General features: G+C 63.9%; 18 protein-coding genes. 9 read left to right on the top strand and 9 right to left on the bottom strand.

Translation table 11 applies throughout. The features are described from left to right. The 4 genes from cpaB to GTP41_RS24445 all read right to left on the bottom strand — a co-directional run. A partial coding sequence (gene cpaB, locus GTP41_RS24460) for a Flp pilus assembly protein CpaB (protein ID WP_161028201.1) occupies positions 1–746 on the bottom strand: 746 nt, incomplete at its 3' end. Beyond that, on the bottom strand, positions 743–2032 hold the full coding sequence (locus tag GTP41_RS24455; RefSeq protein ID WP_161028200.1) for a DUF8689 domain-containing protein: 1290 nt from the start codon (positions 2030–2032) through the stop codon (positions 743–745). The genes GTP41_RS24455 and cpaB, both read right to left, overlap by 4 nt. 66 nt (positions 2033–2098) lie before the next feature. Continuing rightward, the gene (locus tag GTP41_RS24450) at positions 2099–2539 is read right to left on the bottom strand and encodes an A24 family peptidase (protein ID WP_161028199.1); all 441 of its coding nucleotides are present in this window, start codon (positions 2537–2539) and stop codon (positions 2099–2101) included. Positions 2540–2589: 50 nt separating this feature from the next. Then, complete coding sequence (locus tag GTP41_RS24445) at positions 2590–2763, bottom strand: Flp family type IVb pilin (protein ID WP_161028198.1); 174 nt, start codon at positions 2761–2763, stop codon at positions 2590–2592. Positions 2764–3060: 297 nt separating this feature from the next. Between GTP41_RS24445 and GTP41_RS24440 the strand changes: the two genes are divergently transcribed. Next, positions 3061–4107, top strand: coding sequence for a GGDEF domain-containing protein (locus GTP41_RS24440; protein WP_161028197.1), 1047 nt, complete (start codon positions 3061–3063; stop codon positions 4105–4107). Positions 4108–4123: 16 nt separating this feature from the next. On the opposite strand, the gene GTP41_RS24435 is transcribed toward GTP41_RS24440, so the two are convergent. Continuing rightward, positions 4124–5350 (bottom strand): HD-GYP domain-containing protein, encoded by a 1227-nt coding sequence (locus GTP41_RS24435; RefSeq protein ID WP_161028196.1) that lies wholly within the window; start codon positions 5348–5350, stop codon positions 4124–4126. 99 nt (positions 5351–5449) lie between these two features. Between GTP41_RS24435 and GTP41_RS24430 the strand changes: the two genes are divergently transcribed. Next, a complete protein-coding gene (locus tag GTP41_RS24430; RefSeq protein WP_161028195.1) occupies positions 5450–6379 on the top strand; it encodes a LysR substrate-binding domain-containing protein in 930 nt (309 codons plus the stop codon). Here the strand turns inward: GTP41_RS24430 and GTP41_RS24425 are convergent. Then, positions 6372–7100 carry a substrate-binding periplasmic protein gene (locus tag GTP41_RS24425; protein WP_229503051.1) on the bottom strand — a complete coding sequence of 243 codons (729 nt, stop codon included), beginning with the start codon at positions 7098–7100 and terminating at the stop codon, positions 6372–6374. The two genes, GTP41_RS24430 and GTP41_RS24425, sit on opposite strands and share 8 nt — an antisense overlap. A gap of 175 nt (positions 7101–7275) precedes the next feature. On the opposite strand from GTP41_RS24425, the gene GTP41_RS24420 reads away from it, so the two are divergent. The 5 genes from GTP41_RS24420 (at position 7276) to GTP41_RS24400 (ending at position 19038) form a co-directional block, all read left to right on the top strand. Next, the gene (locus GTP41_RS24420) at positions 7276–10821 is read left to right on the top strand and encodes an indolepyruvate ferredoxin oxidoreductase family protein (protein ID WP_161028194.1); all 3546 of its coding nucleotides are present in this window, start codon (positions 7276–7278) and stop codon (positions 10819–10821) included. A gap of 138 nt (positions 10822–10959) precedes the next feature. Then, positions 10960–14250 (top strand): fused isobutyryl-CoA mutase/GTPase IcmF, encoded by a 3291-nt coding sequence (gene icmF, locus GTP41_RS24415; RefSeq protein WP_161028193.1) that lies wholly within the window; start codon positions 10960–10962, stop codon positions 14248–14250. A 258-nt stretch (positions 14251–14508) separates the two neighbouring features. Next, entirely contained in the window at positions 14509–16029 is a 1521-nt protein-coding gene (locus GTP41_RS24410) for an alkaline phosphatase D family protein (RefSeq protein ID WP_371867398.1), read from the top strand. 71 nt (positions 16030–16100) lie between these two features. After that, positions 16101–18503, top strand: a complete 2403-nt coding sequence (locus GTP41_RS24405) for a TonB-dependent siderophore receptor (protein ID WP_161028191.1) — start codon at positions 16101–16103, stop codon at positions 18501–18503. A 214-nt stretch (positions 18504–18717) separates the two neighbouring features. Continuing rightward, a complete protein-coding gene (locus tag GTP41_RS24400; protein ID WP_161028190.1) occupies positions 18718–19038 on the top strand; it encodes a hypothetical protein in 321 nt (106 codons plus the stop codon). Here GTP41_RS24400 and GTP41_RS24395 read toward each other — a convergent pair whose 3' ends face one another. The 3 genes from GTP41_RS24395 to GTP41_RS24385 form a co-directional block, all read right to left on the bottom strand. Further along, on the bottom strand, positions 19039–20067 hold the full coding sequence (locus GTP41_RS24395) for a TonB family protein (protein WP_161028189.1): 1029 nt from the start codon (positions 20065–20067) through the stop codon (positions 19039–19041). Positions 20068–20112: 45 nt separating this feature from the next. Then, complete coding sequence (locus tag GTP41_RS24390; protein WP_161028188.1) at positions 20113–21168, bottom strand: TonB family protein; 1056 nt, start codon at positions 21166–21168, stop codon at positions 20113–20115. Positions 21169–21300: 132 nt separating this feature from the next. Further along, positions 21301–22347 carry an MBL fold metallo-hydrolase gene (locus GTP41_RS24385; protein WP_229503055.1) on the bottom strand — a complete coding sequence of 349 codons (1047 nt, stop codon included), beginning with the start codon at positions 22345–22347 and terminating at the stop codon, positions 21301–21303. 101 nt (positions 22348–22448) lie between these two features. Here GTP41_RS24385 and GTP41_RS24380 point away from each other — a divergent pair, with 101 nt between their 5' ends. Beyond that, on the top strand, positions 22449–23057 hold the full coding sequence (locus GTP41_RS24380) for a TetR/AcrR family transcriptional regulator (RefSeq protein WP_161028186.1): 609 nt from the start codon (positions 22449–22451) through the stop codon (positions 23055–23057). Positions 23058–23380: 323 nt separating this feature from the next. Further along, entirely contained in the window at positions 23381–23836 is a 456-nt protein-coding gene (locus GTP41_RS24375) for a hypothetical protein (protein WP_161028185.1), read from the top strand. Positions 23837–24058 lie beyond the last annotated feature (222 nt).

The following is a 24058-nucleotide window of genomic DNA, read 5'->3' as shown; positions in this document are numbered from 1 at the left end:
CGGGCCAGCGCGTCCGGCGCCGCGCCGGGCGGCGCTGTATGGCCCAGCAGGCTGGCGCGGGTGGCGCCGGCGGTGGCGACCGGGCGCGGGTCGACCTGGTTGCGCAGCACCAGGGACAAGGTGCCGACGCCGCGCGCCAGGTCCAGGCGCTCGGCCTGTTCCGGCGTCACCTCCAAGGTGACGGCGTTGACCACGCGCGGCTTGGTGTCGTCGCGCGCCACCTCCTGCGCCACCGCCAGCACCAGGATGCGCTCCAGCACGATCTTCGACAGCGCCGGCTCGCCCTCGGCGCCGCCCGCCGCCTGGGCATGCACCAGGATGTCGACGAAATTGCCCGGCAGCGCAAAGCCGGCCACGCCCACCACGTCGTTGACGCGCACCGTGATGGCGCGCTTGCCGTCCGCAATCAGGGCCGACAGGCCGCCCAGGGTGCCGGCCGGCGCCAGCTTGGCCGCCGTCACCGGTTCGCCGCGCTGCACGCTGGCCTTCAGCACCCGGCCCGCCAGTCCCGCCACGCCTGCCGCCTCGCGCTGGGCGCCGGCCGGTACGCTGTTGGCGGGCCACTCGGCCAGCGCCAGCATGTCCGGCGCCAGGCGCTGGCCCAGGCCGACATCGGCCGCCGCCACCGCGATGCGCACGGTGGCCGGCGCGCCCTGGCGCAGCAACCAGCGCGACGCCAGCAGCACGGCGGCCAGTCCGAGCAGGCCGGCCAGCGCCAGCATCAGCAAAGCGCGCCGGCTCTTCATGCGACACCATCGGCAAAGATGCTGGACCAGGCCTGGTCCAGCGTGGCCGGATTGAGGATCGGCGCAGTCCCGGCAAAGCCGGCAAACTCCGCCACCCGCGCCACGATTTCGCGCGGCAGGCTGGCCAGCAGCGGCTGGCCGCTGCCGCGGTGCAGCTCGCCCACCAGGTAGGCCAGCGCCGCCTCGTCCACCGCCATGCCGCGCGCCCGGCACTGCTGGCGCAACAGGCTGCGGTAGGCCGCCTCCGGCAACGGCCCCAGCCCCACCTTGTAGCCGATGCGGCGCAGCGCGGCGCCATCGAGCAGGGTGTGCGGCGCCAGGTTGGTGACGAAGGCCAGCACCGGCTGGCACGGCACGCTGAAGGCATGGCCGCCGGGCAGCGACAGCTGGTCGGCGCCGCTATCGAGCAGCGGCGCCAGGCGGTTCAGCAAGGCCGCGGCAGGCAGGCGCTGGCGCCCCAGGTCGTCGAAGATCAGCAAGCCGTGGCAAGCCTTCAGCTGCGGCGGCGCGATCCAGCAGCCGCCCGCCGCGTCATGGCGCAGCTCGAGCGCGCCCGCTTCCAGTTCCGCACCCAGCTGCAGCACCGGGCGCTGGCACAGCAGCCAGCGCGCATCGCCGCCGCGCGCGCCAGCCGGACGCCCCGGCAAGGGCGGCGGCGCCAGGTGCACGGCCGCGTCGTACACCTGGATGATGGCGCTGCCCACCGCCACCGCGTAAGGCACCGCCACCACGCCCCGCAGCAGGCGCCCCAGCTGGCGCGCCAGCGTGCTCTTGCCGCTGCCGGACGGGCCGTACACGCAGAGCGAACGGCCGGCATGCATGGCCGCGCCCACCAGCTCATGGATGCGCGGCGGCAGGCAGTCGTCGGCAAACACCGCCGCCACATCGCCCGCCAGCACCGGCGGCAGCTGCACCGCCTGGCGCTGCAGCGACGCGCGCCAGGCCTCGAGCGGCACCGGCGCCGGACCGGCATACGGCAGGCGCTCCAGCCACTCGGCCGCGCGCTGGCGGCCGATGCCGCTCAGCTGGTACTGGATGTCAATCTCGGAATCGCCGCGCCAGGCCACTTCCACCAGCTGCTCCGCCTGCAGGCCGTCCAGCACCTCGCGCAGCACATTGATCGACAGCTTCAGGCGCCCCGTCAGCAGCGACAAGTGGCATTTGCCCGCACCCAGCAAGGCCTTGCCCACCAGCTGCGCCAGCAGCGCCGGCTCCAGGCCGGTATCGCGCACGCTGCGCGGCGGGGGCGGCACCAGCGGCTGCTCATCGTCTGCGAAATCGATCATGATGTCCTCCTGTTGCAAGCGATGATAGGCATGGGTTTCCGCTTGGATATTGAGGCAGAGCAAAGGTCAGCGATGCGCCAACGCAATTGTTGCGATCGTGCCGACGGCGATCGCCACCGCGTACGGCATGCCCTCGCCCACCGCGCCGCGCCAGCGCGCCAGGGCCAGCCAGGCCAGCGCCAGCACGCCGCCGGCCAGCGCGCTCAGCACGCACAGCTGCAGCGCCTGGGCCGGCCCGACAAAGCTGCCGGCCATGGCCATCAGCTTGACGTCGCCGGCCGCCATGCCGCCCAGCGCATACAGGGGCAGGAACAGCAGCAGGCCGACCGCGCCGCCGGCCAGCGCCTGGCCCAGCAGCGCGCCGCTGCCGCCCTGGCGCCAATGCAGGGCCAGCGCCAGCAGCAAGCCCGCCAGCACCAGCACGTTGGGGATCCGGCGCCAGGCCAGGTCCGTTGCTGCCGCCTGGCACACCAGGAACAGCAAAATAATCTCGAGTCCGTTCGACATGGCGGAAAATGGCTGGCGTCCCGGCCGCCGCCGGGCAGCCAGCCGGCCCATCAGGTGGTCAACGTGGTGCTGATGTTGGTGAAGACCGTCGTCAGCGCGGCGCTGACGGTATCCATGGTGGTGGCCACCGCCAATGCGATGACGGCAGCGATCAGGCCGTATTCGATTGCCGTCACGCCCCTCTCATCCCTGATGAAACGCCCTACTGCGGAAAGTGCTTTCATGATGATCTCCTTGACTAGGAAAACTCTGACGCCTGTGCCGCGCATCATTGGCTTCACTATAGGAGCCATTCCTACGAGCAAGTTGATATTGCGCAAGCTTTCCGCACAGAACTTTTCTTCGCCTTGGGATGTTCTATGTCAAACTGGTGCCAAGCAAAGTGTGTTGCAATGAAGTCGCGTTTTTGCATGAATTTGTGCAAGACAATTGCCTGTAATGCAAAAAAGATTTATGCTGATCAGCTATCCTTTAGGAAGCCCCTTGCTTTGCCACTGAGCGCCTAGTTACCGGACACTCACATGGATTCCCTTCTCAAACACATGGTGGACATGACCGGCCACCGCGATCACACGATGCTCGACATCTCCGTGATCTCGGCGGTTGCGGAACTTGCCTCCGCCACGCAGGCACGTGTGCTGAGCATCGTCAATGTACGAGGCCAGCTCTACGTGCGTCCGCGCGCCGTGATCGAGCGCGGCCAGCCGGCGCGCATGGAAGAGAACATCGACCCGGCCACGCCGGGCGAACCGGTGAGCAATTTCCCGGCCCTGGCGCGCTGCCTGGCGCACCATGAATCGAATGCCGACTTCATGTCGCCCGAGGGTGAGCACACACTCTGGCTGCCGATCTGGATGGGCGACAAGGCCGACACCTGTCTGGAAATCGTCAACCCGACCCCGTACACCAGCGACACCATCCACGTCATCGGCGGCATTGTCAGCGTCTACCGCAATTTCCAGAACCTGCTCGACTACAGCGAACGCGACTCGCTGACCGGCCTGCTCAACCGCAAGACCTTCGACGACCAGCTGGCCAAGATGCTGCAGGCCTCCGCCGAGCACGACCTGCTGGCGGTGCCGCCCGACGGCCTCGAACGGCGGGCCCCGCCGGAAACCGAAAAGCAATGGCTGGCCGTGGTCGATGTCGACCATTTCAAGGCCGTTAACGACAAATTCGGGCATTTGTACGGCGATGAGGTGCTGATCCTGATCGCCAACCTGCTGCAATCCTCGTTCCGCGCGCAAGACCGCGTGTTCCGCTTCGGCGGCGAGGAGTTTGTGGTGCTGCTGCGTTCCTCCACCCTGGAGAATGCGAAAAAGATCATCGAACGCTTCCGCATGAATGTGGAGCAGCACGATTTTCCGCAGGTGGGCAAGGTTACGGTGAGTGTCGGCTTCGTCAGCATCAGCGCCTACGAAGCGCCGGTGATCATCCTCGGCCGCGCCGACCAGGCCCTGTACTACGCCAAGAGCCATGGCCGCAATATGGCCTGCCACTACGACGAACTGGTGAGCGGCGGCCTGTTGCAGACCGTCGAATCGAACGATACCGCCGAATTCTTCTGATCCCGCTTAGCGGCCCTTAACTGCCCGCCAGGGTCAGGAAGCGCATCGGATCGACCTGCCATTTGGATGGCGATTCATGGCCGACGATCTTGTCGCCGCCGCCAAAGCCCAGGCCGCGCGACAGGTCGATGGTTTCCGGCTTGATATACACATTGTTTTTCGTGTTGAAAAACACGTTCACTTTCGGCGCCAGCAAATTGGTTTCGTGTGGCTCAATCACCACACCCAGGCGGCCCGACTCCAGCATGACCAGGGTCCCGACCGGATAAATACCGACGCAGCGCATGAATTCCTGCACCAGCTGCTGGTTGAAGTGGTGCTTGCTCCACTCGTAGATCTTGCGCAGGGCGGCCGCCGCCGGCAGGCCCTTGTGGTAGACGCGGTCGGCGGTAATGGCATCGTATACGTCGACAATGGCCGCCATCTGCGCCATTTCACTGATATCGTCGCCCGCCAGCTTGTCCGGATAGCCGGTCCCGTCGCGCCGCTCGTGGTGGTGGCGCGTGATGTCCAGCGCCAGGGGCGGCACGTCCGGCGATTCCTTCAGAATATTGAAACCATCCATCGGATGCTTCTTGATGATGGCGAATTCCTCATCGGTCAGCGGGCCCGGCTTGTTGAGGATGGCGTCCGGCACCAGGGCCTTGCCGGTGTCGTGCAGCAGGCCACCCAGGCCGGCTTCGCGGATGATGTCTTCCGGCATGCCGCGCGCATTGGCAAACGCCACCAACAGCGCGCATACGCTGACAGAATGCAGGAACGTGTAGTCATCCTTGGTCTTAATGCGCAGCAAGCCCAGCAGCGCGCCGGGATTGCGCAGGATGGATTCGGTGATGTTCTGCACCACCGGCTGCACCGCGCCGATTTCAATCGCCTTGCCCAGGCGCGCATCGGCCATGACATTGCGCACCACGCCGGCCGCCTGGTGGCGGATCTGCGCCGCCCGCTTCAACTCTTCGCCCAGGGACGTCTTGATGATGCGCGCCGGCGCCTTGGCGATCTCTTCCAATTCACGCTCGGTGGCCGCCTGCGCCTCGTCCAGCGAGGGCGCGTCCTGCACATCCAAGCCCTTCGAGGCGTCGATCACGACATCGTGGATGCCGGCCTTGAGGATCTTGTTGATCTCCTCCTGGCTGGCAATGACGAAGCGGTTGCGGACGAAGGGATGGGTCATCCAATCGCAGCTCAGGTCATGGATGTACATCCCGACCTTGAGCTGGGAGGAATCGACTTTCTTTAACATGGGTGAATCCGAGTGAATATGCTGTAGTGCGCGTTAAAATGAGTATACACAATGTTATCTTGGTGGAATATTCACATAACGAAAGTATTTGTTTTATAAATGGAACTTCGCCAGCTCAGGTACTTCGTCGCCATCGTCGATCACGGTTCATTATCGCGTGCGGCGCTGGTGTTGCACGTGGCCCAACCGGCCCTGACGCAACAGCTACGCCAGCTGGAAGAAGAGCTTGGCGCCCAACTGCTGCACCGCAGTGCGCAAGGCGTGCTCAGCACCGACGCCGGCAAAGTGTTTTACGACCATGCCCAGGCCATCCTGAAGCAGGTGGCCGACGCGCGCTCCGCCGTCACCCAGTCGGCGCGCCCCTCCGGCAGCGTCACCATGGGCCTGCCGCACAGCATTTCGGGCGCCTTGGCGCTGCCGCTGCTGACTGCCGCGCGCGAACACTATCCCGACATTACGCTGCAATTGACCGAAGAACTGACCGGCAACCTGGCCGAACAGCTCAAAAGCGGCCGCGTCAACCTTGCCGTACTGTTCGACGATGGCCAGCTCACCCCGTTTTCCACCACGCCGCTGGCGGAAGAAGAACTGCGCTTCATTTGCCGCCACGACGCCGTCTGGTTCAGCGACCGCGACACGGTCCCCCTGCAGCAAGCCCTGAACACCACCCTCATCCTGCCCGGCCTGCAGCACGGCGTGCGGCCCCGCATCGAAGCGGTGGCGCGCGCCGCCGGCCTGGTGATCGGCAACGTCATCGAAATCAACTCGATCGCCATCCTCAAATCCGCCATCCTGGCCGGCATGGGCGCCACCATCCTGCCGGTTGCCCCGGTGCTGCCCGAAATCGAGCTCGGCCATATGCGCAGCGTTCGCCTCAACAGCCCCGCCATCAGCCGTACGGTGGTGCTGTGCGCCTCGCGCACCATTCCCCTCACCAACGCCGCCACCGCCATCGCCGCCCTGACCCAGCAAGTCGCCACCGACCTGTGCCGGCGCGGCGCCTGGCCCGGCGCCCGCCTGCTCAACTGAGCTTGTGCTTGAGGAGGATGCGGCGCTGGCTGCCGTCGGCGCGCATGCTGTCCCAGGCGCGCTGGAACAGCGCGATGTCGCGCTCATCAAAGTCGAGCGAGCCGGCCAGCCAGGCCGTGGTGCTGCTGAGCGGTGGGCTGGTTTCGAACTGCCCGTCCGCGGCGCGGCGGCGTTCCAGCGAGGCGGCGATGATGCGGCGCTCGCCGAAGGCGGCGTCAGCCATGCCGCCCAGCAGGAAGCGGTGCACTTCGTCAATCGATGCCGCTTCCACCAGGCGGCTGAAGCCCAGCTCTCTGAGGGCGACGCCTTGCGCGGCGCCGCGCAACAGGGCGATGCGCTTGTTTTTCATTGCATCGACCGGCAGCAGTTGCCCGCGTACTGCCAGCAGCACGTAGTTTTCTTCGTACAGCGGCACCAGCCAGCAATACTGCTTTTCCCGCTCGGGCAGGCGGGTCAGCGGATAGATCGCCGTGGCGGGCATGCTGGTGGCCAGGAACAGCGCCCGGCGCCAGGGCACGAATTGGGTGGCCGGGCGCAGCCCGGCGCGCCGGCACAACTCGTCCACCAGCTCCTGCAAGGCGCCCGGCGGCCCGTTATCGTGCACCAACGGCGGTAAGTGCGCCGTGACCAGGCGCATCGCGCGCGCCGCGCCAGCCAGTGCCAGCGCGGGGAACGCCAGCAGCAAGCCGCCCGCGCCCAGCCAGTTGCGTCGCCCCATCATTTTTTCTTATACCCCCATCCCCAAACCGTATTTCCGTATACGTAAACTAATCCGTAAACTGCCCGCTTGAAAGGCCCGCACACCTGCGGCCATTGTGACTTAGGCGAGGACGCGCTGACCCGGCGCCCACCTCTGCCAGGCACACCCCCGAATCACGATTTTGGAGACCGCCACCATGCCCGATACTACGGCGCCAGGCAGCAACTCGCCTGTACTCAACGACGTCAGCCTCGACGACAAATACACATCCACCTCCGGTAAAGTTTTCCTGTCCGGCATCCAGGCGCTGGTGCGCTTGCCCATGCTGCAGCAATTGCGCGATGCCCGCGCCGGCTTGAACACCGGTGGCTTCATTTCCGGCTATCGCGGTTCGCCGCTGGGCGGCCTGGATGAAACCCTGTGGAAGGCGCAGCCGCATCTGCAAAAGCACAATGTGCAGTTCGTGCCGGGCGTGAACGAGGATCTGGCGGCGACGGCGGTCTGGGGCTCGCAGCAGGTGGACCTGATCGGCCCGGCCAAGTACGACGGCGTGTTCGCCATGTGGTACGGCAAGGGCCCGGGCGTGGACCGTTGCGGCGACGTCTTCAAGCATATGAACCACGCCGGCACGTCGAAGCACGGCGGCATCCTGCTGGTGGCGGGCGACGACCACGGCGCCTACTCGTCCACCCTGCCGCACCAGTCGGACCATATCTTCTCGGCCTGCATGATCCCGGTGCTGTATCCATGCAATGTGCAGGAATACATCGACCTCGGCATCCATGGCTGGGCCATGTCGCGCTTCTCCGGTTGCGCGGTGGCCTTCAAGGCGCTGGCCGACACGGTGGAGTCGAGCGCGTCGATCGATGCCGATCCGTTCCGCGTCGAGACCAAAATCCCGCAGGACTTCGTGATGCCGGAAGGCGGCCTGAATGCCCGCCTGTCCTCGATGCCGCTGGGCCAGCAGGCGCGCAGCCAGGAAGCGCTGATGCAGGACTACAAGATCTACGCAGCCCTGGCGTATGCCCGCGAAAACAAGCTGAATCACACCACCATCGATTCCAAGGACGCCAAGCTGGGCATCATCGCGTCCGGCAAGTCCTACCTGGATGTGCTGGAGGCGCTGGAGGAACTGGGCATCGACGAGGCCATGGCGGCGAAAGTCGGCCTGCGCCTGTTCAAGGTGTCCATGCCGTGGCCGCTGGAGCCGGATTCGGTGCGCGAATTCGCGCAGGGGCTGGACGAAATCCTGGTGGTGGAGGAGAAGCGCCAGTTCGTCGAGTACCAGTTGAAGGAGCAGCTGTACAACTGGCGCGACGACGTGCGCCCGCACATCATCGGCAAGTTCGACGACAAGGGCGAGTGGGTGGCGCCGCGCGGCGAATGGCTGCTGCCGCCGAAGGCTGACTTCTCGGTGGCGCAGGTGGCGCGCGTGATCGCGCGCCGTGTTGCGCGCTATATCGCCGACACCAATATCCAGGACCAGATCAAGGCGCGCCTGGCCTTCCTGGAGGCGAAGGATGCGGTGCTGCAGAAGGCGATCGAAACGCCCTTCCGTCCCGCCTTCTATTGCTCCGGCTGCCCGCACAACACCTCGACCAAGGTGCCGGAAGGCTCCTTCGCACTGGCCGGCATCGGCTGCCACGTGATGGCGACCTCGATCTATCCGGAGATGAACAAGCTGACCACCCATATGGGCGGCGAAGGCACGCCGTGGATCGGCCAGGCGGCCTTCAGCAAAGTGCCGCACGTGTTCCAGAATCTGGGCGACGGCACTTACTTCCATTCGGGCTACCTGGCGATCCGCGCTGCCGTGGCGGCCAAGGTGAACATCACCTACAAGATCCTGTACAACGACGCCGTGGCGATGACCGGCGGCCAGCCGGTGGACGGCACCGTGTCGGTGCCGATGATCGCGCAACAGATGGCGGCGGAAGGCATCAAGCGCATCGCGCTGGTGACCGAAGACCTGTCGCGCTACACCGACCGTTCGGCCCTGCCGGCCATCGTCTCCCTGCACGACCGCAAGGAGATGGACGCCGTGCAGCGCGAGCTGCGCGAACTGCCTGGCTGCAGCGTCATCATTTACGACCAGACCTGCGCCGCCGAGAAGCGCCGCCGCCGCAAGAAGGGCGAGTTCGCCGACCCGGCCAAGCGCATGGTCATCAACGAAGCCGTGTGCGAAGGCTGCGGCGATTGCGGCATCCAGTCCAACTGCGTCTCGATCCTGCCGAAGGAAACCGAGTTTGGCCGCAAGCGCACCATCGACCAGTCGTCCTGCAACAAGGACTATAGCTGCACCAAAGGCTTCTGCCCGTCCTTCGTGACGGTCGAAGGCGGCACGCTGAAGAAGACCAAGACCGGCACCGCCAAGACCGACGACTGGGGCGATATCCCGGCGCCGGTCCTGCCAAGCATTGAGCAGCCGTACAACATCCTGATCAATGGTATCGGCGGCACCGGCGTGATTACCGTCGGCGCGCTGATGGGCATGGCGGCGCACCTGGAAGGCAAAGGCGCGTCGGTGCTGGATATGACCGGCATGTCGCAGAAGAACGGCTCGGTGACGTCGCACGTGAAGGTCGCCAAGACCCCGGGCCACCTGCGCGCGCAGCGCATTGCCACCGGCGAGGCGGACCTGGTCCTGGGCTGCGACATGCTGACGTCGGGCGCCTATGACGCGGTGTCGAAAATGCGTCCGGGCCGCACCTTCGCCATCGTCAACCAGCACGAGCAGCCGCCGGGCACCTTCGCGCAGAACCCGGACTGGCAGTACCCGGCTGAAAGCGTGGAGGCGCTGATCACCGAGTCGGTCGGCGGCGCGCAGGCGGTGGACTTTATCAACGCCACCAAGCTGGCGACGGCGCTGATGGGCGATTCGATTGCATCCAACCTGTTCATGCTGGGCTACGCTTTCCAGAAGGGCCGCATCCCGCTGAGCGAGGCGGCGCTGCTGCGCGCGATCGAGCTGAATGGCGTGGCGGTGGAGTCGAACAAGCGCTCCTTCCTGTGGGGCCGCCGCGCGGCGGTGGACTTCAAGCGCGTGGAGAAAACCGCGACTCCGACCCAGGCGGTCGTGGTGCAGATGCCACAGTCGCTGGAGAACGTGATCAAGAAGCGGGTGGAGTTCCTGACCGCTTACCAGGATGCCGCCTATGCGGCTTCCTACGAGACGCTGGTGGCGGAAGTGCGGGCGAAGGAGACGGCGCTGGGCCTGGGCAACAAACTGTCGATGGCGGTGGCCAAGTCGCTGTTCAAGCTGATGTCCTATAAAGATGAATATGAGGTGGCGCGCCTGTACACGGATGGCCGCTTCGTGGAGCAGCTGAAGTCCCAGTTCGAGGGCGATTTCTCGCTCAAGTTCAACCTGGCGCCGCCGCTGCTGGCGAAGAAGGATGCTAAGGGCCACCTGGTGAAGGCGGAGTATGGTTCGTGGATGTGGAAGGCGTTCACTTTGCTGGCCAAGTTCAAGGGGCTGCGCGGTGGTGCTTTCGATATCTTCGGTTATACCGGGGAGCGTAAGATGGAACGTGCGCTGATTGTCGAATTCCGTGCGGTGATTGCTGAGCTGCTGGGCGGACTGTCGGCGGCCAACCATGAGCAGGCCATCGCTATCGCTACCTTGCCGGAGAAGATCCGTGGCTTTGGCCATGTGAAGGAGAAGGCGGTGGCGGAGTATCAGGCTAACAAAGCGAAGATGGTGGCGGCCTTTAAGGGCGCCGCTCACGCGCATGCTGCCTGAAACCCGGTACGGCGGGGTCGGACCCAAGGGTCAGACCCTTGGGTCTGACCCGGGTTTACCGGGTCTAAGAATCGCTTGACTTGACGTTAACGTAAACGTCATATAATCAAAAATCCCCTGTTCCAAGGAACACACAACATGAACGACATCGCCAACGCCAAGAAACTGTCCGCTGAGCCGGAGCAGGCCAAGACCGCGAACAAAGTCCGCTTTGTCACCGCCGCGTCCCTGTTTGACGGCCACGACGCCTCCATCAACATCATGCGCCGCATCCTGCAATCGCAGGGCGCCGAGGTGATCCACCTGGGCCACAACCGCTCGGTGGACGAAGTGGTGACCGCGGCCCTGACCGAAGACGTGCAAGGCATCGCCATCTCCTCCTACCAGGGCGGCCACGTCGAATACTTCAAATACATGATCGACCTGCTGCGCCAGCGCGGCGGCTCGCACATCAAGGTATTCGGCGGCGGCGGCGGCGTGATCGTGCCGAGCGAAATCGCCGACCTGCACGACTACGGCGTGACCCGCATCTTCTCGCCGGAAGACGGCCAGCGTATGGGCCTGGTCGGCATGATCCAGTGGATGGTGCAGCAATGCGACATCGACCTGTCCACCTATTCCCCGAGCCAGCTGGACGTGCTGCGCGACGGCGATATCGAATCGCGCCACCGCCCGCTGGCCCAGCTGATCACCGCGCTGGAAAACGGCAAGGCCTCCGACAAGCTGCGCGCCGAGCTGGTGGCCGCCACCAAGACCAAGACCGCGCCAACGCTGGGCATCACCGGCACCGGCGGCGCCGGCAAGTCCTCGCTGACCGATGAACTGATCCGCCGCATCCGCCTGGACCAGGGCGACGCGCTGAACATCGCCGTGATCTCGATCGACCCGTCGCGCCGCAAATCCGGCGGCGCGCTGCTGGGCGACCGTATCCGCATGAACGCGATCAACCCGTGGAACGGCAAGACCCGCGTCTTCATGCGCTCCCTGGCGACGCGCGAAGCCGGCTCCGAAATCTCGCAGGCCCTGCCGGATGTGATCGCCGCCTGCAAAGTGGCGGGCTTCGACCTGGTGATCGTGGAAACCTCCGGCATCGGCCAGGGCGACGCGGCGATCGTGCCGCACGTCGACGTGTCCATGTACGTGATGACGCCGGAATTCGGCGCCGCCTCGCAGCTGGAAAAGATCGACATGCTGGACTTCGCCGACTTCATCGCGATCAACAAATTCGACCGCAAGGGCGCGCAGGATGCGCTGCGCGACGTGGCCAAGCAGTACCAGCGCAACCGCGAAATGTGGAGCAAGCGTCCGGAAGAAATGCCGGTCTTCGGCACCCAGGCATCGCGCTTCAACGACGACGGCGTGACCGCGCTGTACCAGGGCCTGCTGCCCAAGCTGGCCGAGAAGGGCCTGACCACCAAGCCGGGCGTACTGGCGCCGATGGACGTGCGCTTCAGCTCCGGCAAGAACGTGATCGTGCCGCCGGCGCGCGCGCGCTACCTGGCCGAGATCTCGGACACCGTGCGCGGCTACCACAAGAAGACCTATGCGCAAGCCAAGCTGGCGCGCGAACGCCAGCAACTGCAGGAATCCAAGCGCATGTTCGCCGCCGCCGGCAAATCGGCCGACTTCGACGACCTGATCACCGAGCGTGACCACGCCATGGACGGCGCGGCCAAGAAGCTGCTGGCCCAATGGCCGGACATGCAGGCCGCCTACGCCGGCGACGAGTACGTGGTGAAAATCCGCGACAAGGAAATCCGCACCGGCCTGGTGCAGCACACCCTGTCCGGCACCAAGATCCGCAAGGTCTCGCTGCCGAAGTACGAGGACCACGGCGAGCTGCTGCGCTGGCTGATGCTGGAAAACGTGCCGGGCTCCTACCCGTTCACCGCCGGCGTGTTCGCCTTCAAGCGTGAAGGCGAAGACCCGACCCGCATGTTCGCCGGCGAAGGCGACGCCTTCCGCACCAACCGCCGCTTCAAGCTGGTCTCCACCGGCATGGACGCCAAACGCCTGTCGACCGCCTTCGACTCGGTCACCCTGTACGGCGCCGACCCGGCCATCCGCCCGGACATCTACGGCAAGATCGGCAACTCCGGCGTCTCCATCGCGACCCTGGACGATATGAAGGTGCTGTACGACGGCTTCGACCTGTGCAACCCGAGCACCTCGGTCTCGATGACCATCAACGGCCCCGCCCCTGCCATCCTGGCGATGTTCATGAACACCGCCATCGACCAGCAGATCGCCAAGTTCGTGGAAGAGAACAAGCGCCAGCCGTCGGAAGACGAGTACCAGAAGATCAAGGACTGGGTGCTGATGAACGTGCGCGGCACCGTGCAGGCCGACATCCTGAAGGAAGACCAGGGCCAGAACACCTGCATCTTCTCGACCGAGTTCTCGCTGAAGGTGATGGGCGACATCCAGGAGTACTTCGTGCACCACCAGGTGCGCAACTTCTACTCGGTGTCGATCTCCGGCTACCACATCGCGGAAGCGGGCGCGAACCCGATCTCGCAGCTGGCCTTCACGCTGTCCAACGGCTTCACTTTTGTTGAAGCCTACCTGGCGCGCGGCATGCACATCGACGATTTCGCACCGAACCTGTCGTTCTTCTTCTCCAACGGCATGGACCCGGAATACACGGTGTTGGGCCGCGTGGCGCGCCGCATCTGGGCCGTGACCATGAAGGAGAAGTACGGCGCCAACGACCGCTCGCAGAAGCTGAAGTACCACATCCAGACTTCCGGCCGCTCGCTGCACGCGCAGGAAATCGACTTCAACGACATCCGCACCACGCTGCAGGCGCTGATCGCGATCTACGACAACTGCAACTCGCTGCACACCAACGCCTACGATGAGGCGATCACCACGCCAACCGACGAATCCGTCCGCCGCGCACTGGCGATCCAGCTGATCATCAACCGCGAATGGGGCCTGGCGAAGAACGAGAACCCGAACCAGGGCGCCTTCATCATCGAAGAGCTGACCGACCTGGTAGAGGAAGCCGTGCTGCAGGAATTCGAGCGCATCGCCGAACGCGGCGGCGTGCTGGGCGCGATGGAGACCGGCTACCAGCGCGGCAAGATCCAGGAAGAATCGCTGCTGTACGAGCACCAGAAGCACGACGGCACACTGCCGATCATCGGCGTCAACACCTTCCGCAACCCGAAAGGTTCGGAAGCCCCGGCCACCATTGAACTGGCCCGTTCCACCGACGACGAGAAGCAATCGCAGTTGACCCGCCTGGCCGACTTCCACGCCCGCAACGCCGACGCCGCGCCAGCTGCCCTGGCCGCGCTGCAGAAAGCCGCCATCGACAACGAAAACGTGTTCGCCAAGCTGATGGACGCCGCCCGCGTCTGCTCCTTGGGCCAGATCACGACCGCCTTGTTCGAAGTCGGCGGCCAATACCGCCGCAATATGTAAGCGCAGGAAGGTGCCTGACCCTGTGGGTCAGGCACCGGTTCACCGGTTTAACGGAAGAACAGCCAAATCAACAGCAACACAATCCCCGGCACGCCCAACAGCCAAGCCAAAAAGTACTTCCCCATGACAGCCTCCCTGTGACAACGAAACGTTAGTCACAGCCTACGACCGTCCACAGACTCCGTCCGTACGCCAAACCACCAACCTCATGTACCATGCGATATTTATCAATATTGCAAGGAGAGCAATTTGGCAGTCGTGCTTGGCCCCATCCTGAAATTCTGCGGATGCGCCGACGGCAAATGGACCGTCAGCGCCCTGGTCGTCTGGACTGGCGACACCCAGCCCACCTTCCAGGCCACCGTCCTCCCCTCCGCCGCCAGCGCCGCGCGCCCGCTGGAAGTGACAACGCGCCGCCTGCGCACCCGCCTGCACAAACGCAGCGTGCACCACGCCGACAACTGGCTGATCTGCATCGAGCAGCACGCCACACGCGACCTGCAAGTGGCGTACAGCATCGACGGCCAGGTGCACAGCTTTACCGTCCCCGCCCGCGACAACGCCCCCACCTGCGCCTACACCTCCTGCAACGGCTTCTCTGACTACAAGAAGATGAAGGACATCCCGCAGGACCCGGTATGGAACAAGATGCACGCCAACCACGCGCAGCGCCCCTACCACCTGCTGCTGATGGGCGGCGACCAGGTGTACAGCGACGCCATGTGGACCACCACCGCCCTGCGCGACTGGGCCGCCGCGCCGAACGACAAGAAGCTGGCCAAAAAGCCGGTCAGCAAAACGCTGCAGACCGAGATCGACGACTTCTTCTTCGCCAATTACCTGAAGGTCTGGTCCTACCAGCACATCGCGCGCATGCTGGCATCGGTCCCGACGGTGATGATGTGGGACGATCACGACATCATCGACGGCTGGGGGTCCTACCCGCCCGCCTTCCAGCAATCGCCCGTCTTCGAGATGATCTACCAGGTGGCTCGCGATTACTTCCTGCTGTTCCAGCAGCACAGCGCCACGCAAGACGAGCTGCCCCTGCGCCTGCCGCTGCAGCCCGGCTTCAGCAAAGCCGCCCGCATCGGCGACTACGGCCTGCTGGTACTGGACCTGCGCAGCGAACGCACGCCGGACCAGGTGATGGGCGCCGAGGCGTGGGACGCCGCCTACCGCTGGCTCGACGCGCAGCACGATTGCAAGCACCTGCTGATCATGTCCAGCATTCCGGTCGTACACCCGGACTTCAGCACCCTGGAAATGCTGCTGTGCGCCCTGCCCGGCCAGCAGGAGCTGGAAGACGACCTGAAAGACCACTGGCTCAGTCGCACCCACCAATGGGAGCGCCTGCGCCTGATCCACCGCCTGCAGGAATGGTCGCAACAGACCGGCGGCCGCGTCACCATCCTGTCCGGCGACGTGCACGTGGCGGCCATCGGCGCCATCGAGTCGCGCCAGAAGCATTACCAGGGCAAGCCGATCACGATCCACCAGCTGACCTCGTCCGGCGTGGTGCACCCGCCACCGCCCGCCATGGCCCTGTTCTACCTGGAACACGTGGGCGACAGGGTGGAGGAGCTGGAAGGCGGCATCACGACCGCCATGTACAAATTCCCCGGCACCTCGCACCGCTATATCGGCGCGCGCAACTACCTGAGCCTGGAGCCCGACCGCGCAGCCGACGGCCGCGCGCGCCACCGCCTGTGGGCCAACTGGCATGTGGAGCACGAGGCAACACCGTACCGCCAGGCCATCCTGCCGCTGGCGGAATAAAAACGATTTATCACGGAGGCAGAGGGCGCTAAACTGGGCGGAGCGGCACAAGACCGAAAGGGGAGGCAAACTTGAAAACCCAGCGCAAGTTCCAGTGCTCCTCCCTCTCTATCGCCGCGCTGGCCCTGGCCAGCGAAGCCGGGGCCACCGAGCCGCAAGTCGAGCAGGAGCTGGCGCAAGTCGTGGTCACCGGCGTGGCCTCGGCACACGGCGCACGCAAGCTCGATTCCGCCTTCTCCATCAGCACCGCCTCCGAAGAACAGCTCAAGCAAGCGGCACCGTTCAGCACCGCCGACGTCATGAAGCTGGTGCCGGGCGCCTTCGCCGAATCGACCGGCGGCCAGTCCGGCGCCAACATCCATGTGCGCGGTTTCCCGTCCGGCTCCGATTCGCCCTTTGTGTCGGTGCAGATGCAGGGCAGCCCGCTCTACCCGGTGCCCACCCTCGCCTTCTTCGAGGGCTCCTCCGCCTTCCGCCTGGATGACAGCATCGAACGGGTGGAAGTGCTGCGCGGCGGCCCGAGCACCATCTTCTCCAGCGGCCAGCCCGGCGCCACCATGAACTTCATCCTGAAGAAGGGCGGCAACATACCGGAGGGTTCGGTGCGCGTCACCACCGGCACCGGCGCATTGCGCCGCCTTGACCTGTTCTACGGCGGCAAAATTGCCGATGGCTGGTATGCCACCATCGGCGGTTTCTATCGCAAGACCTATGGCGTGCGCGACGCCGGCTTTCCGGCGGACGATGGCGGGCAGTTCAGCGCCACCCTGACCCGCAGGCTGGAGCAAGGCGAAGCCAGCTTCTACCTGCGCCGCACCGACGACAAGAACGCCTTCTACACCGGCGTGCCGCTGATCTCCAGCAATGCAGGCCGCAACATCTCCGCCTTCCCCGGCTTCGACCCGCTCACAGGCACCCTGATGAGCACCGAGATGCGCCGCTTTACGGTGGAAGCTGCGCCCGGCGCCACCCTGCACTACGACCTCGGCGACGGCCGTGGCCTGCAAGCCAGCGTGCTGGGCATGGATATCGCTAAGACCTTGGGCGGCTGGACGGTCTCCAACAAATTCAACCACTTCAACGGCGACCTGGACACCATTGCCATGTTCACCGGCAATAACCCGCAAACCATGTCGGCCTACAACGCCGCTGCGCTGGCCACCCACGGCGGCACCGTCGCCACCGCGAGCTACCTGGATGACTCGCCCGTCGCCGCCGACCAGCAAGTGCTGCAGGCCGGCCTGTGGGCCGTGCAGAAAAAGTTGAAGTCCTTCACCGACGAACTGCGTATCCGCAACGAATGGGCGAAGGACCACACCCTGACCCTGGGCGCCTACTTTGCCGACTTCTCCTCGGATGATATGTGGCACCTCGGCAGCAGCCACCTGATGACAGCAGTGCCGAATGCGCGCCTGATCAACGTTAAGCTCGATAACGGCGTCATCGTCGCCAACAAGGGGAAGGATGGCAGCGTGTTCTACGCGCCGCTCGCTGCGTACGACGGCCGCCGCACCGCCCTGTTCATCGCCAACGAATGGAAGGTCAACGCACGCACCACGCTCGATGGCGGCGTGCGCCGCGAACGGCAGAAGCTGGACGCCACCATTTCCGCCCTGCGGCGCGGCGACACCGACAACAACCCGCTGACGGTCTACAACAACAATACCTCGATGCCCACCGGCGCCAACACCGCACTGCGCCGCAGCGATGCCGCCAACAGCTTCACCATCGGCGGCAGCTACAAGCTGGCCAAGGATGCCAGCGTGTTCGCGCGCGCCAATATGGGCCGCACCTTTGTCTCGTTTGATGACCTGCGCAATGCCGGCAGCCAGGCCAGGGTCGATGACCGCAACGTCCTGCCGATGCCGCGGGTCAGGCAATATGAAGCGGGCTTCAAGACTGCCGGCCACTTGGCCAGCGCTTATATCAACTACTTCCACACCGCCTTCCAAGGCATCGCCTTCCAGCAGATCCTGGCCAACGGCAGCATCCTGCATTCAGTCTTCGGCTCCCGGGGCGACGGCGTGGAAGTCGAACTGGCACTGCGCCCGCTGCGCGACCTGTCGCTGGCCCTGAGCGGCAACTGGCAGGATTCCAAATACAAGGACAATCCCGCCACCGCCGGCAAGCAGGTGCAGCGCCAGCCCAAGCTGCAATACCGCTTCACGCCGGCCTACCGCATACCGCTTGGAGCGCAGCAGGCGCTCAAGTTGTACGGCGCCTACACCCACGTCAGCCAGCGCTGGGCCGACCAGGCCAACGTCCAATACCTGCCCGCCTACACAACGCTCGACCTGGGCGCGCTGTACACCTTTGGCGACCAGGTCGAAGTCCGCCTCAGCGCCAGCAACGTCACCAACGAGCTGGGCCTGACCGAAGGCAATTCCCGCCTGACCACCGGCGGCAGCGGCCCCATCAACGCCCGCCCCCTGTTTGGGCGCAGCTGGGAGCTATCGCTCGCCTACCGCTTTTAAGGCTGCCGCGCCACCATTTACGCTTCCTCAAGACGCTGCCGCCCCCTGGACCATAGCACTAACTGGAGCCAGGCCATCCTGCATGCTCAGTCGCATAAACAGGTGTTTAACGCGAAGGAATTATCAAAAACGCATTAAACTCTAGCATTCAAGCCCATTTTGGCCTAATCTAAGGTTGGTGCCTTACTGAAAGGTTGCATCTAAGGGTAGATTCGTGGTTTCGCTGAATTCCATCAACTCTCTGCAGAACGCCGTGGCCTTCGCCGAACGCAAGGTCCAGCAAGGGCGCGACCAGGTCGCGCAGGACGAAGATCGCCTGAACGAAAGCCGCGCCGCCCTGGAACGCAACCAGCAAGAACTCAGCCGCACCGAAGTCGAGCGCAACCGCGCCCAAGCCGCCGCCACACCTACCCTGGCCTCGCCCCGTCTGGACCGCGCCATCGAGCAGCGCGTGCCCGCCGACGTCCTGCCGAAGCCACCCACGCTCAACACCCTGGGCCAGACGATCGGCAAGCTGATCAACGTCGAAGCCTGATTACTTCGCTTCCTGCTGCTTAAGCCGCGCCAGCGCGCGCTTCGCCTCCAGCATGCCCGCCGCCGCCGCGCGCTCGTACAGCGCCAGCGCCTTGGCCCGGTCCAGCACAACCTGCTCGCCCTTTTCATGCGCCTGCGCCAGCATGAACTGCGCGACGCGGTCATGCTCATCCGCTGCCTCCTGCATCAGGCGCACGCCTTCGGGACTGTTGCCGCCGGCTTCCTTCAGCATCAGGAATGCCAGCGGCATCTTGGCCGCCTTGTTACCGCCGGCCAGCACCCGCTCCAGCAAAGTGCGCGCCCTGGCCTCGTCCGGCCGCACGCTTGACGGCCCCATCAAGGCCATGGCCAGGCCGAATTCCGCGTAATCCGCCCCCTGGGCCGCTGCCTGCTCCAACCAGTCCAATGCCTGCTGCGCATCGCGCGCAGTATTGACCCCGGTCTGCAACTCGTGCGCCAGCGCCACCATGCCGCGCGCATTCCCCTGCTCGGCAGCCGCACGCAGCCAGCGCAGCCCTTCCGCCGGATTTTTCTCGATCGGCGGCTGGCCGTACAGGTAGCCCATGCCCGCGCGCGCCTGCGACTCCGCATTCCCCTGCACCGCCTCGGCCACATAGCGCTGCCATTCGGCCAGCCTCTGCGCCGGGGTCGGTCCATTGCCGTCCAGGGTCCACACGTACTGCATCCGCGTACGTGTCGGCTCGCTGCGCCCGATACTGCTGGGCAGTGAGAACTGGCATTTGGCCAGGCCGTCTTGCGCCGCCAGGTCGAGCAAAGGGAAGCCGCTCGATTTCAGCACCTTCGATTCCAGCACCTTGCCATCCAGGCCGACCAAGTACTCCAGGGTCACCTTGCCGGTTTCCTCGCGCCGCAGCGACTCCTTGGGCCAGATCGGCTTGGCGCACGACTTCAGGTCAACATAGAGCTGTTTTTGCGCCGACTGGTCCAGGCGGCCCACGTCCGATTGCGCGTGAACGGGAACGGCGGCGAGACTGGCCAGCAAGGCCGGCAAGACTTTTATGGATTTCATTGAGATTGTCATTAAAATAACTTCACCCACTTTACCACCAGCCCCTTATGGCGCCAAGGGTTCACCCAGCCGCACGAGCGCGTGGCGCGCCTTTACATTGCCGCTTTGATCCGCCTGGCGATACAGTTGTTTGGCTCGCACCAAGTCCTGGGCCACGCCCCGGCCCAGTTCATACCGCTCGCCCAGCAGATAGTGCGCCGCTGGCATCGTCATTTTTTGCAACCAGTCGACGGCACGCGCCGTTGTCGCGGCATCGCCCGAATCCAACATGATTTCCGCCATCGCCAGATAAGCGTGCTGGATGCCGCCGCGCCCGGCCTTGGCGTACCATTCGAACGCCTCCTTGTCATTGCGCTGCACGCCCTCCCCTGTTTGCAACAGGCGGGCCAGGGAAAACTGCGCGCTCGAAAAGTTACGTTCTGCGGCTTTGCGCAACCATTGGGCAGCCAATACTGGGTCACGTGCGGTCCCGTTACCCGTCAGGTAGGCGACGCTCAGCGCTTCCTGCGCCGCCGCCATGCCATCTTCGGCAAGCGGGAGAAGCGCCTTCAACGCGGCTTCGCCGTCTTTGGCGATCAGGCTGTTTCCACCTTTTAGCTGGTACATGGCCATTTGGAAGCGCGCTTCGGCCTTCCGTTGTTCGATGCCAGCCTGCAAGCCCGCCAGGATAGGGCCATCTTCTTTCGGATCGCTATCAAACGTCCATACATACTGCATCCGCTGCCACCCCGATTGCGGCACGCCGTTCAGCGTGGCAGGCTTGAAGCGGCAACGCTCGATTCCCTCCAGCGCTGCGAAGTCCAGCAGGGGATATCCACTGGTGAGCACCACCTGGGAATCCTGCACAGCACCGTCGACACCGATCAGGAACCGCAGTGTCACTGTGCCCGTCTGCTCTTCGCGCAAGGCTTGCTTCGGCCAGATTGGCTTGTTGCAAGAAGCGAAATTTACCAGGGCCGGCTTGCGTTGAACCGGTGGCGCAGGTGACGGAACTATGCGTGCCACGCCAGGTCCCTCTTCCGCCATCCCGCCAGCCTCACCGGCAACAGCAGGCACGCAGGTCAAGCCCAGCAATATGGGCACTAAGGTGTTTAGTTTCATGGTGAAGTTAGCAAATAGGAAATACCAACTTTACCATATACAATTATTGCTAGTAATTAACTCAAATTGCCTGTGGTCGCATTGCTTGCGGGCGCGGGCTGTGGCATCTGCCGCACTGGGAGTGGCCGAACATCAGGGCGCCGCCACATTTTGAGAAAGTGCTGATACGGTTGCATGGTCTTTCCTTTCCTCGGGACGCCACCAGGCGCCAGTCGCTTGGGGGTTGGCAATGGACAGGGGGGCTCCAATCTCCGGCGTGGCCAGGGTTTGGCGGCGTGCTGCCGCCAACGCGGTGATTTGCTCGAAGGGATCATCCCAGCTGTGCATGGCCAGGTCGAACGTGCCGTTATGGATCGGCAGCATCACTTTGCCGCGCAAGTCGATGTGCGCTTGCAAGGTTTCGCGTGGCAGCATGTGGATATCCGGCCATTTGGGATCATAGGCGCCGGTTTCCATCAGGGTCAGGTCGAATGGGCCAAACTTGTCGCCAATCTCCTTGAAGCCTTTGAAATAGCCGGTATCGCCCGAGAAGAACACACGCAGGTCGCCGCTTTCGATCACCCACGACGCCCACAGCGTCTTATTGCTGTCGAACAGGCCGCGGCCGGAAAAATGCTGGGCGGGGGTGGCGGTCAGCTTCAGGCTGCCCGCGGAAACCGATTCCCACCAGCCCAGCTGGCGCACTTTGTCCGCCGGCACGCCCCACGACACCAGCGTATCGCCCACGCCCAGCGGCGCCAGGAAGAATTCCGTCTTGGCCGCCAGCGCGCGCACCGCGTCGTAGTCGAGGTGGTCGTAGTGGTTATGCGACAGGATCACGCCCTTGATCGGCGGCAGCTCGGCAATGCTGATCGGAGGCGCATGGAAGCGCGCCGGACCGGCCCACTGCACCGGCGAGGCGCGCTTGGAAAAGACCGGGTCGGTCAGCCAAAACTCGCCATTCAGCTTGAGCAGGATGGTGGAATGGCCCAGGCGGTACAGGGTATTATCAGGCGCAGCAAGCAATTGCGCTTGAGTGAGTGCTCGCACCGGAAGAACATGCGCGGGCACTGTGTTAGCCGGTTTGTTGAACGTGAAGTCCCAGAAAATCTTCAGCGTCTTCAGGAAGCCCGGCTGCTGGCGCGGTGCTTCGTTCTGGAATGCAGGGCGGTTATCGGCCGCGTAGACGAGACAAGTCATGGTCAGGAGCGCTCCAATCAGCAGGGTCAGTTTTTTCATAACACTACACAGTGTAGTTTCTGTTTTGAAGAAAGTAAACTACCCGGTGTAAAATATTAGTCATGAACCTTCCCGACAAACTCACCGACCGCAAACGCGCCGCCATCACCACGGCCGCTATCGCCGAGTTCCGCGCACGTGGCTTCGACGCCACCAGCATGGACCGCATCGCCGCCGCCGCCGGCGTCTCCAAGCGCACGGTGTATAACCACTTCCCGAGCAAGGACGACTTGTTCGAGCACATCCTGCAGGAACTCTGGGAATGCAGCGCGGTGCTGAACGCCATCAGCTACCGCCAGGGACAGCCGCTCAAGCCGCAGCTGATGGAATTGATGCGCCAGAAAATGGCAATGCTGCGCGACGACTACTTCCTCGACCTGGTGCGCGTCGCCATCGCCGAAGCCATCCACTCACCGCAGCGCGCCGGCGATATGCTGGCCAAGCTGGGCAAGAAGGAAGAAGGTGTCGCGACGTTCCTGCGCGCGGCGCAGGAGGACAAGGTGCTGAAGGCGGGCGACCCGGCCTTCATGTCGCACGTGCTGCAAGGACAGCTCAAGAGTTTCGCGCTGTGGCCGCAAGTGGCCATGGGCAAGGCGCCTCTGACGCCGGTGGAGCAGGAGGCGGTCCTCACTACCACGGTCGAGATGTTCCTTGCGTATTACGGCGTATAGCCAGAGTTGGTGTTGCGCCGCCTGATGGGATCTGCCAGGTGACTGGCCGCTTCCGCCCCAATTCGGACCCTCGCGTATGTTATCGAACTCCCCCGTCGTGAATATACCCGCCTGGTATCTTGAAAACACCCCCTGTCCAATTCGGTCTATTCCGCGCCGTTTTGGTCTAACCCGGAATAAAAATTAGCGGCCGGTGTCTAAACATATCCATGAATTCTCAGGCTCGGTCTAGTTCAATCCAAAATATCAGGGCCAAAATCTAAAGTGAACCATTTTTCCGTTCCGCGATCCAAGTTTTAGACCATTTTCGAGGGGGCTGAATCATGGATTACGATGCGAAGCAAGCAGTCTACCTGCCCGTGACTGACTATTTGAAACTCGATTTGTACCTGATGGATGCGAGGCCTGGCGTCAAGCTGGACGCCTTTGTTACCGATCTCGTGAATCGTTGGCTAGCAATGGAAATGGAACGGATGGCGCTGCGCGAGCGAGGCCATGCAATGCGCGGGTTCCAATGGAAGAATGTTTTCCTCCCCGAAGGTACAGCCCTTCGCACCAGCTATTGCGGCACCACCGAATTTGCCAAAGTGATAGGCGATAAGATCGTTTCCGATGATGGCGCACATCTGACACCTTCGCGGTTTGCGAACCGCCATGCCAAAGGACGTAACGCGTGGCGTTTCCTTTGGTTGCGCTTTCCGGGGAACGACTTTTGGATACGAGCTTGTAACTACAGAATGCGCGATAGCGAGCGCAGTCTAGCCAGTCTAAAGCCCTGATCGAGAAGTCTAACGCGGTCTAATGGCAAGCGGCGCAGCGTCTAGATCGGGCTAATAATTTCCTTGCCGGGGCGATTTCGGTCCACGAAACCGGATCCCCCCGCTTTCCTAGCCCCGATTAGACTTGACTGTCGCGATTTAGACGGAAATAGACGGGGCCCCGAAAAAATACTCCCCATTCCGTACATCTGCCATGCGCGCTTTGAACGAACGGCAGGTATT

The sequence above is a fragment of the Pseudoduganella guangdongensis genome, assembly GCF_009857475.1.
GTDB classification, from domain to species: Bacteria; Pseudomonadota; Gammaproteobacteria; order Burkholderiales; family Burkholderiaceae_D; genus Rugamonas; species Rugamonas guangdongensis.
The sequence above is the reverse complement of the archived record's forward strand: the minus strand, read 5'-3'. Positions and strand labels throughout refer to the sequence as shown.

Bases quoted from the DNA above. Each gene is read 5' to 3' on its own strand.
- GTP41_RS24455 (WP_161028200.1), bottom strand. From the start codon at position 2,032: ATGATCGATTTCGCAGACGATGAGCAGCCGCTGGTGCCGCCCCCGCCG.
- GTP41_RS24450 (WP_161028199.1), bottom strand. From the start codon at position 2,539: ATGTCGAACGGACTCGAGATTATTTTGCTGTTCCTGGTGTGCCAGGCG.
- GTP41_RS24445 (WP_161028198.1), bottom strand. From the start codon at position 2,763: ATGAAAGCACTTTCCGCAGTAGGGCGTTTCATCAGGGATGAGAGGGGC.
- GTP41_RS24440 (WP_161028197.1), top strand. From the start codon at position 3,061: ATGGATTCCCTTCTCAAACACATGGTGGACATGACCGGCCACCGCGAT.
- GTP41_RS24435 (WP_161028196.1), bottom strand. From the start codon at position 5,350: ATGTTAAAGAAAGTCGATTCCTCCCAGCTCAAGGTCGGGATGTACATC.
- GTP41_RS24430 (WP_161028195.1), top strand. From the start codon at position 5,450: ATGGAACTTCGCCAGCTCAGGTACTTCGTCGCCATCGTCGATCACGGT.
- GTP41_RS24425 (WP_229503051.1), bottom strand. From the start codon at position 7,100: ATGATGGGGCGACGCAACTGGCTGGGCGCGGGCGGCTTGCTGCTGGCG.
- GTP41_RS24420 (WP_161028194.1), top strand. From the start codon at position 7,276: ATGCCCGATACTACGGCGCCAGGCAGCAACTCGCCTGTACTCAACGAC.
- icmF (WP_161028193.1), top strand. From the start codon at position 10,960: ATGAACGACATCGCCAACGCCAAGAAACTGTCCGCTGAGCCGGAGCAG.
- GTP41_RS24395 (WP_161028189.1), bottom strand. From the start codon at position 20,067: ATGAAATCCATAAAAGTCTTGCCGGCCTTGCTGGCCAGTCTCGCCGCC.
- GTP41_RS24390 (WP_161028188.1), bottom strand. From the start codon at position 21,168: ATGAAACTAAACACCTTAGTGCCCATATTGCTGGGCTTGACCTGCGTG.
- GTP41_RS24385 (WP_229503055.1), bottom strand. From the start codon at position 22,347: ATGACTTGTCTCGTCTACGCGGCCGATAACCGCCCTGCATTCCAGAAC.
- GTP41_RS24380 (WP_161028186.1), top strand. From the start codon at position 22,449: ATGAACCTTCCCGACAAACTCACCGACCGCAAACGCGCCGCCATCACC.
- GTP41_RS24375 (WP_161028185.1), top strand. From the start codon at position 23,381: ATGGATTACGATGCGAAGCAAGCAGTCTACCTGCCCGTGACTGACTAT.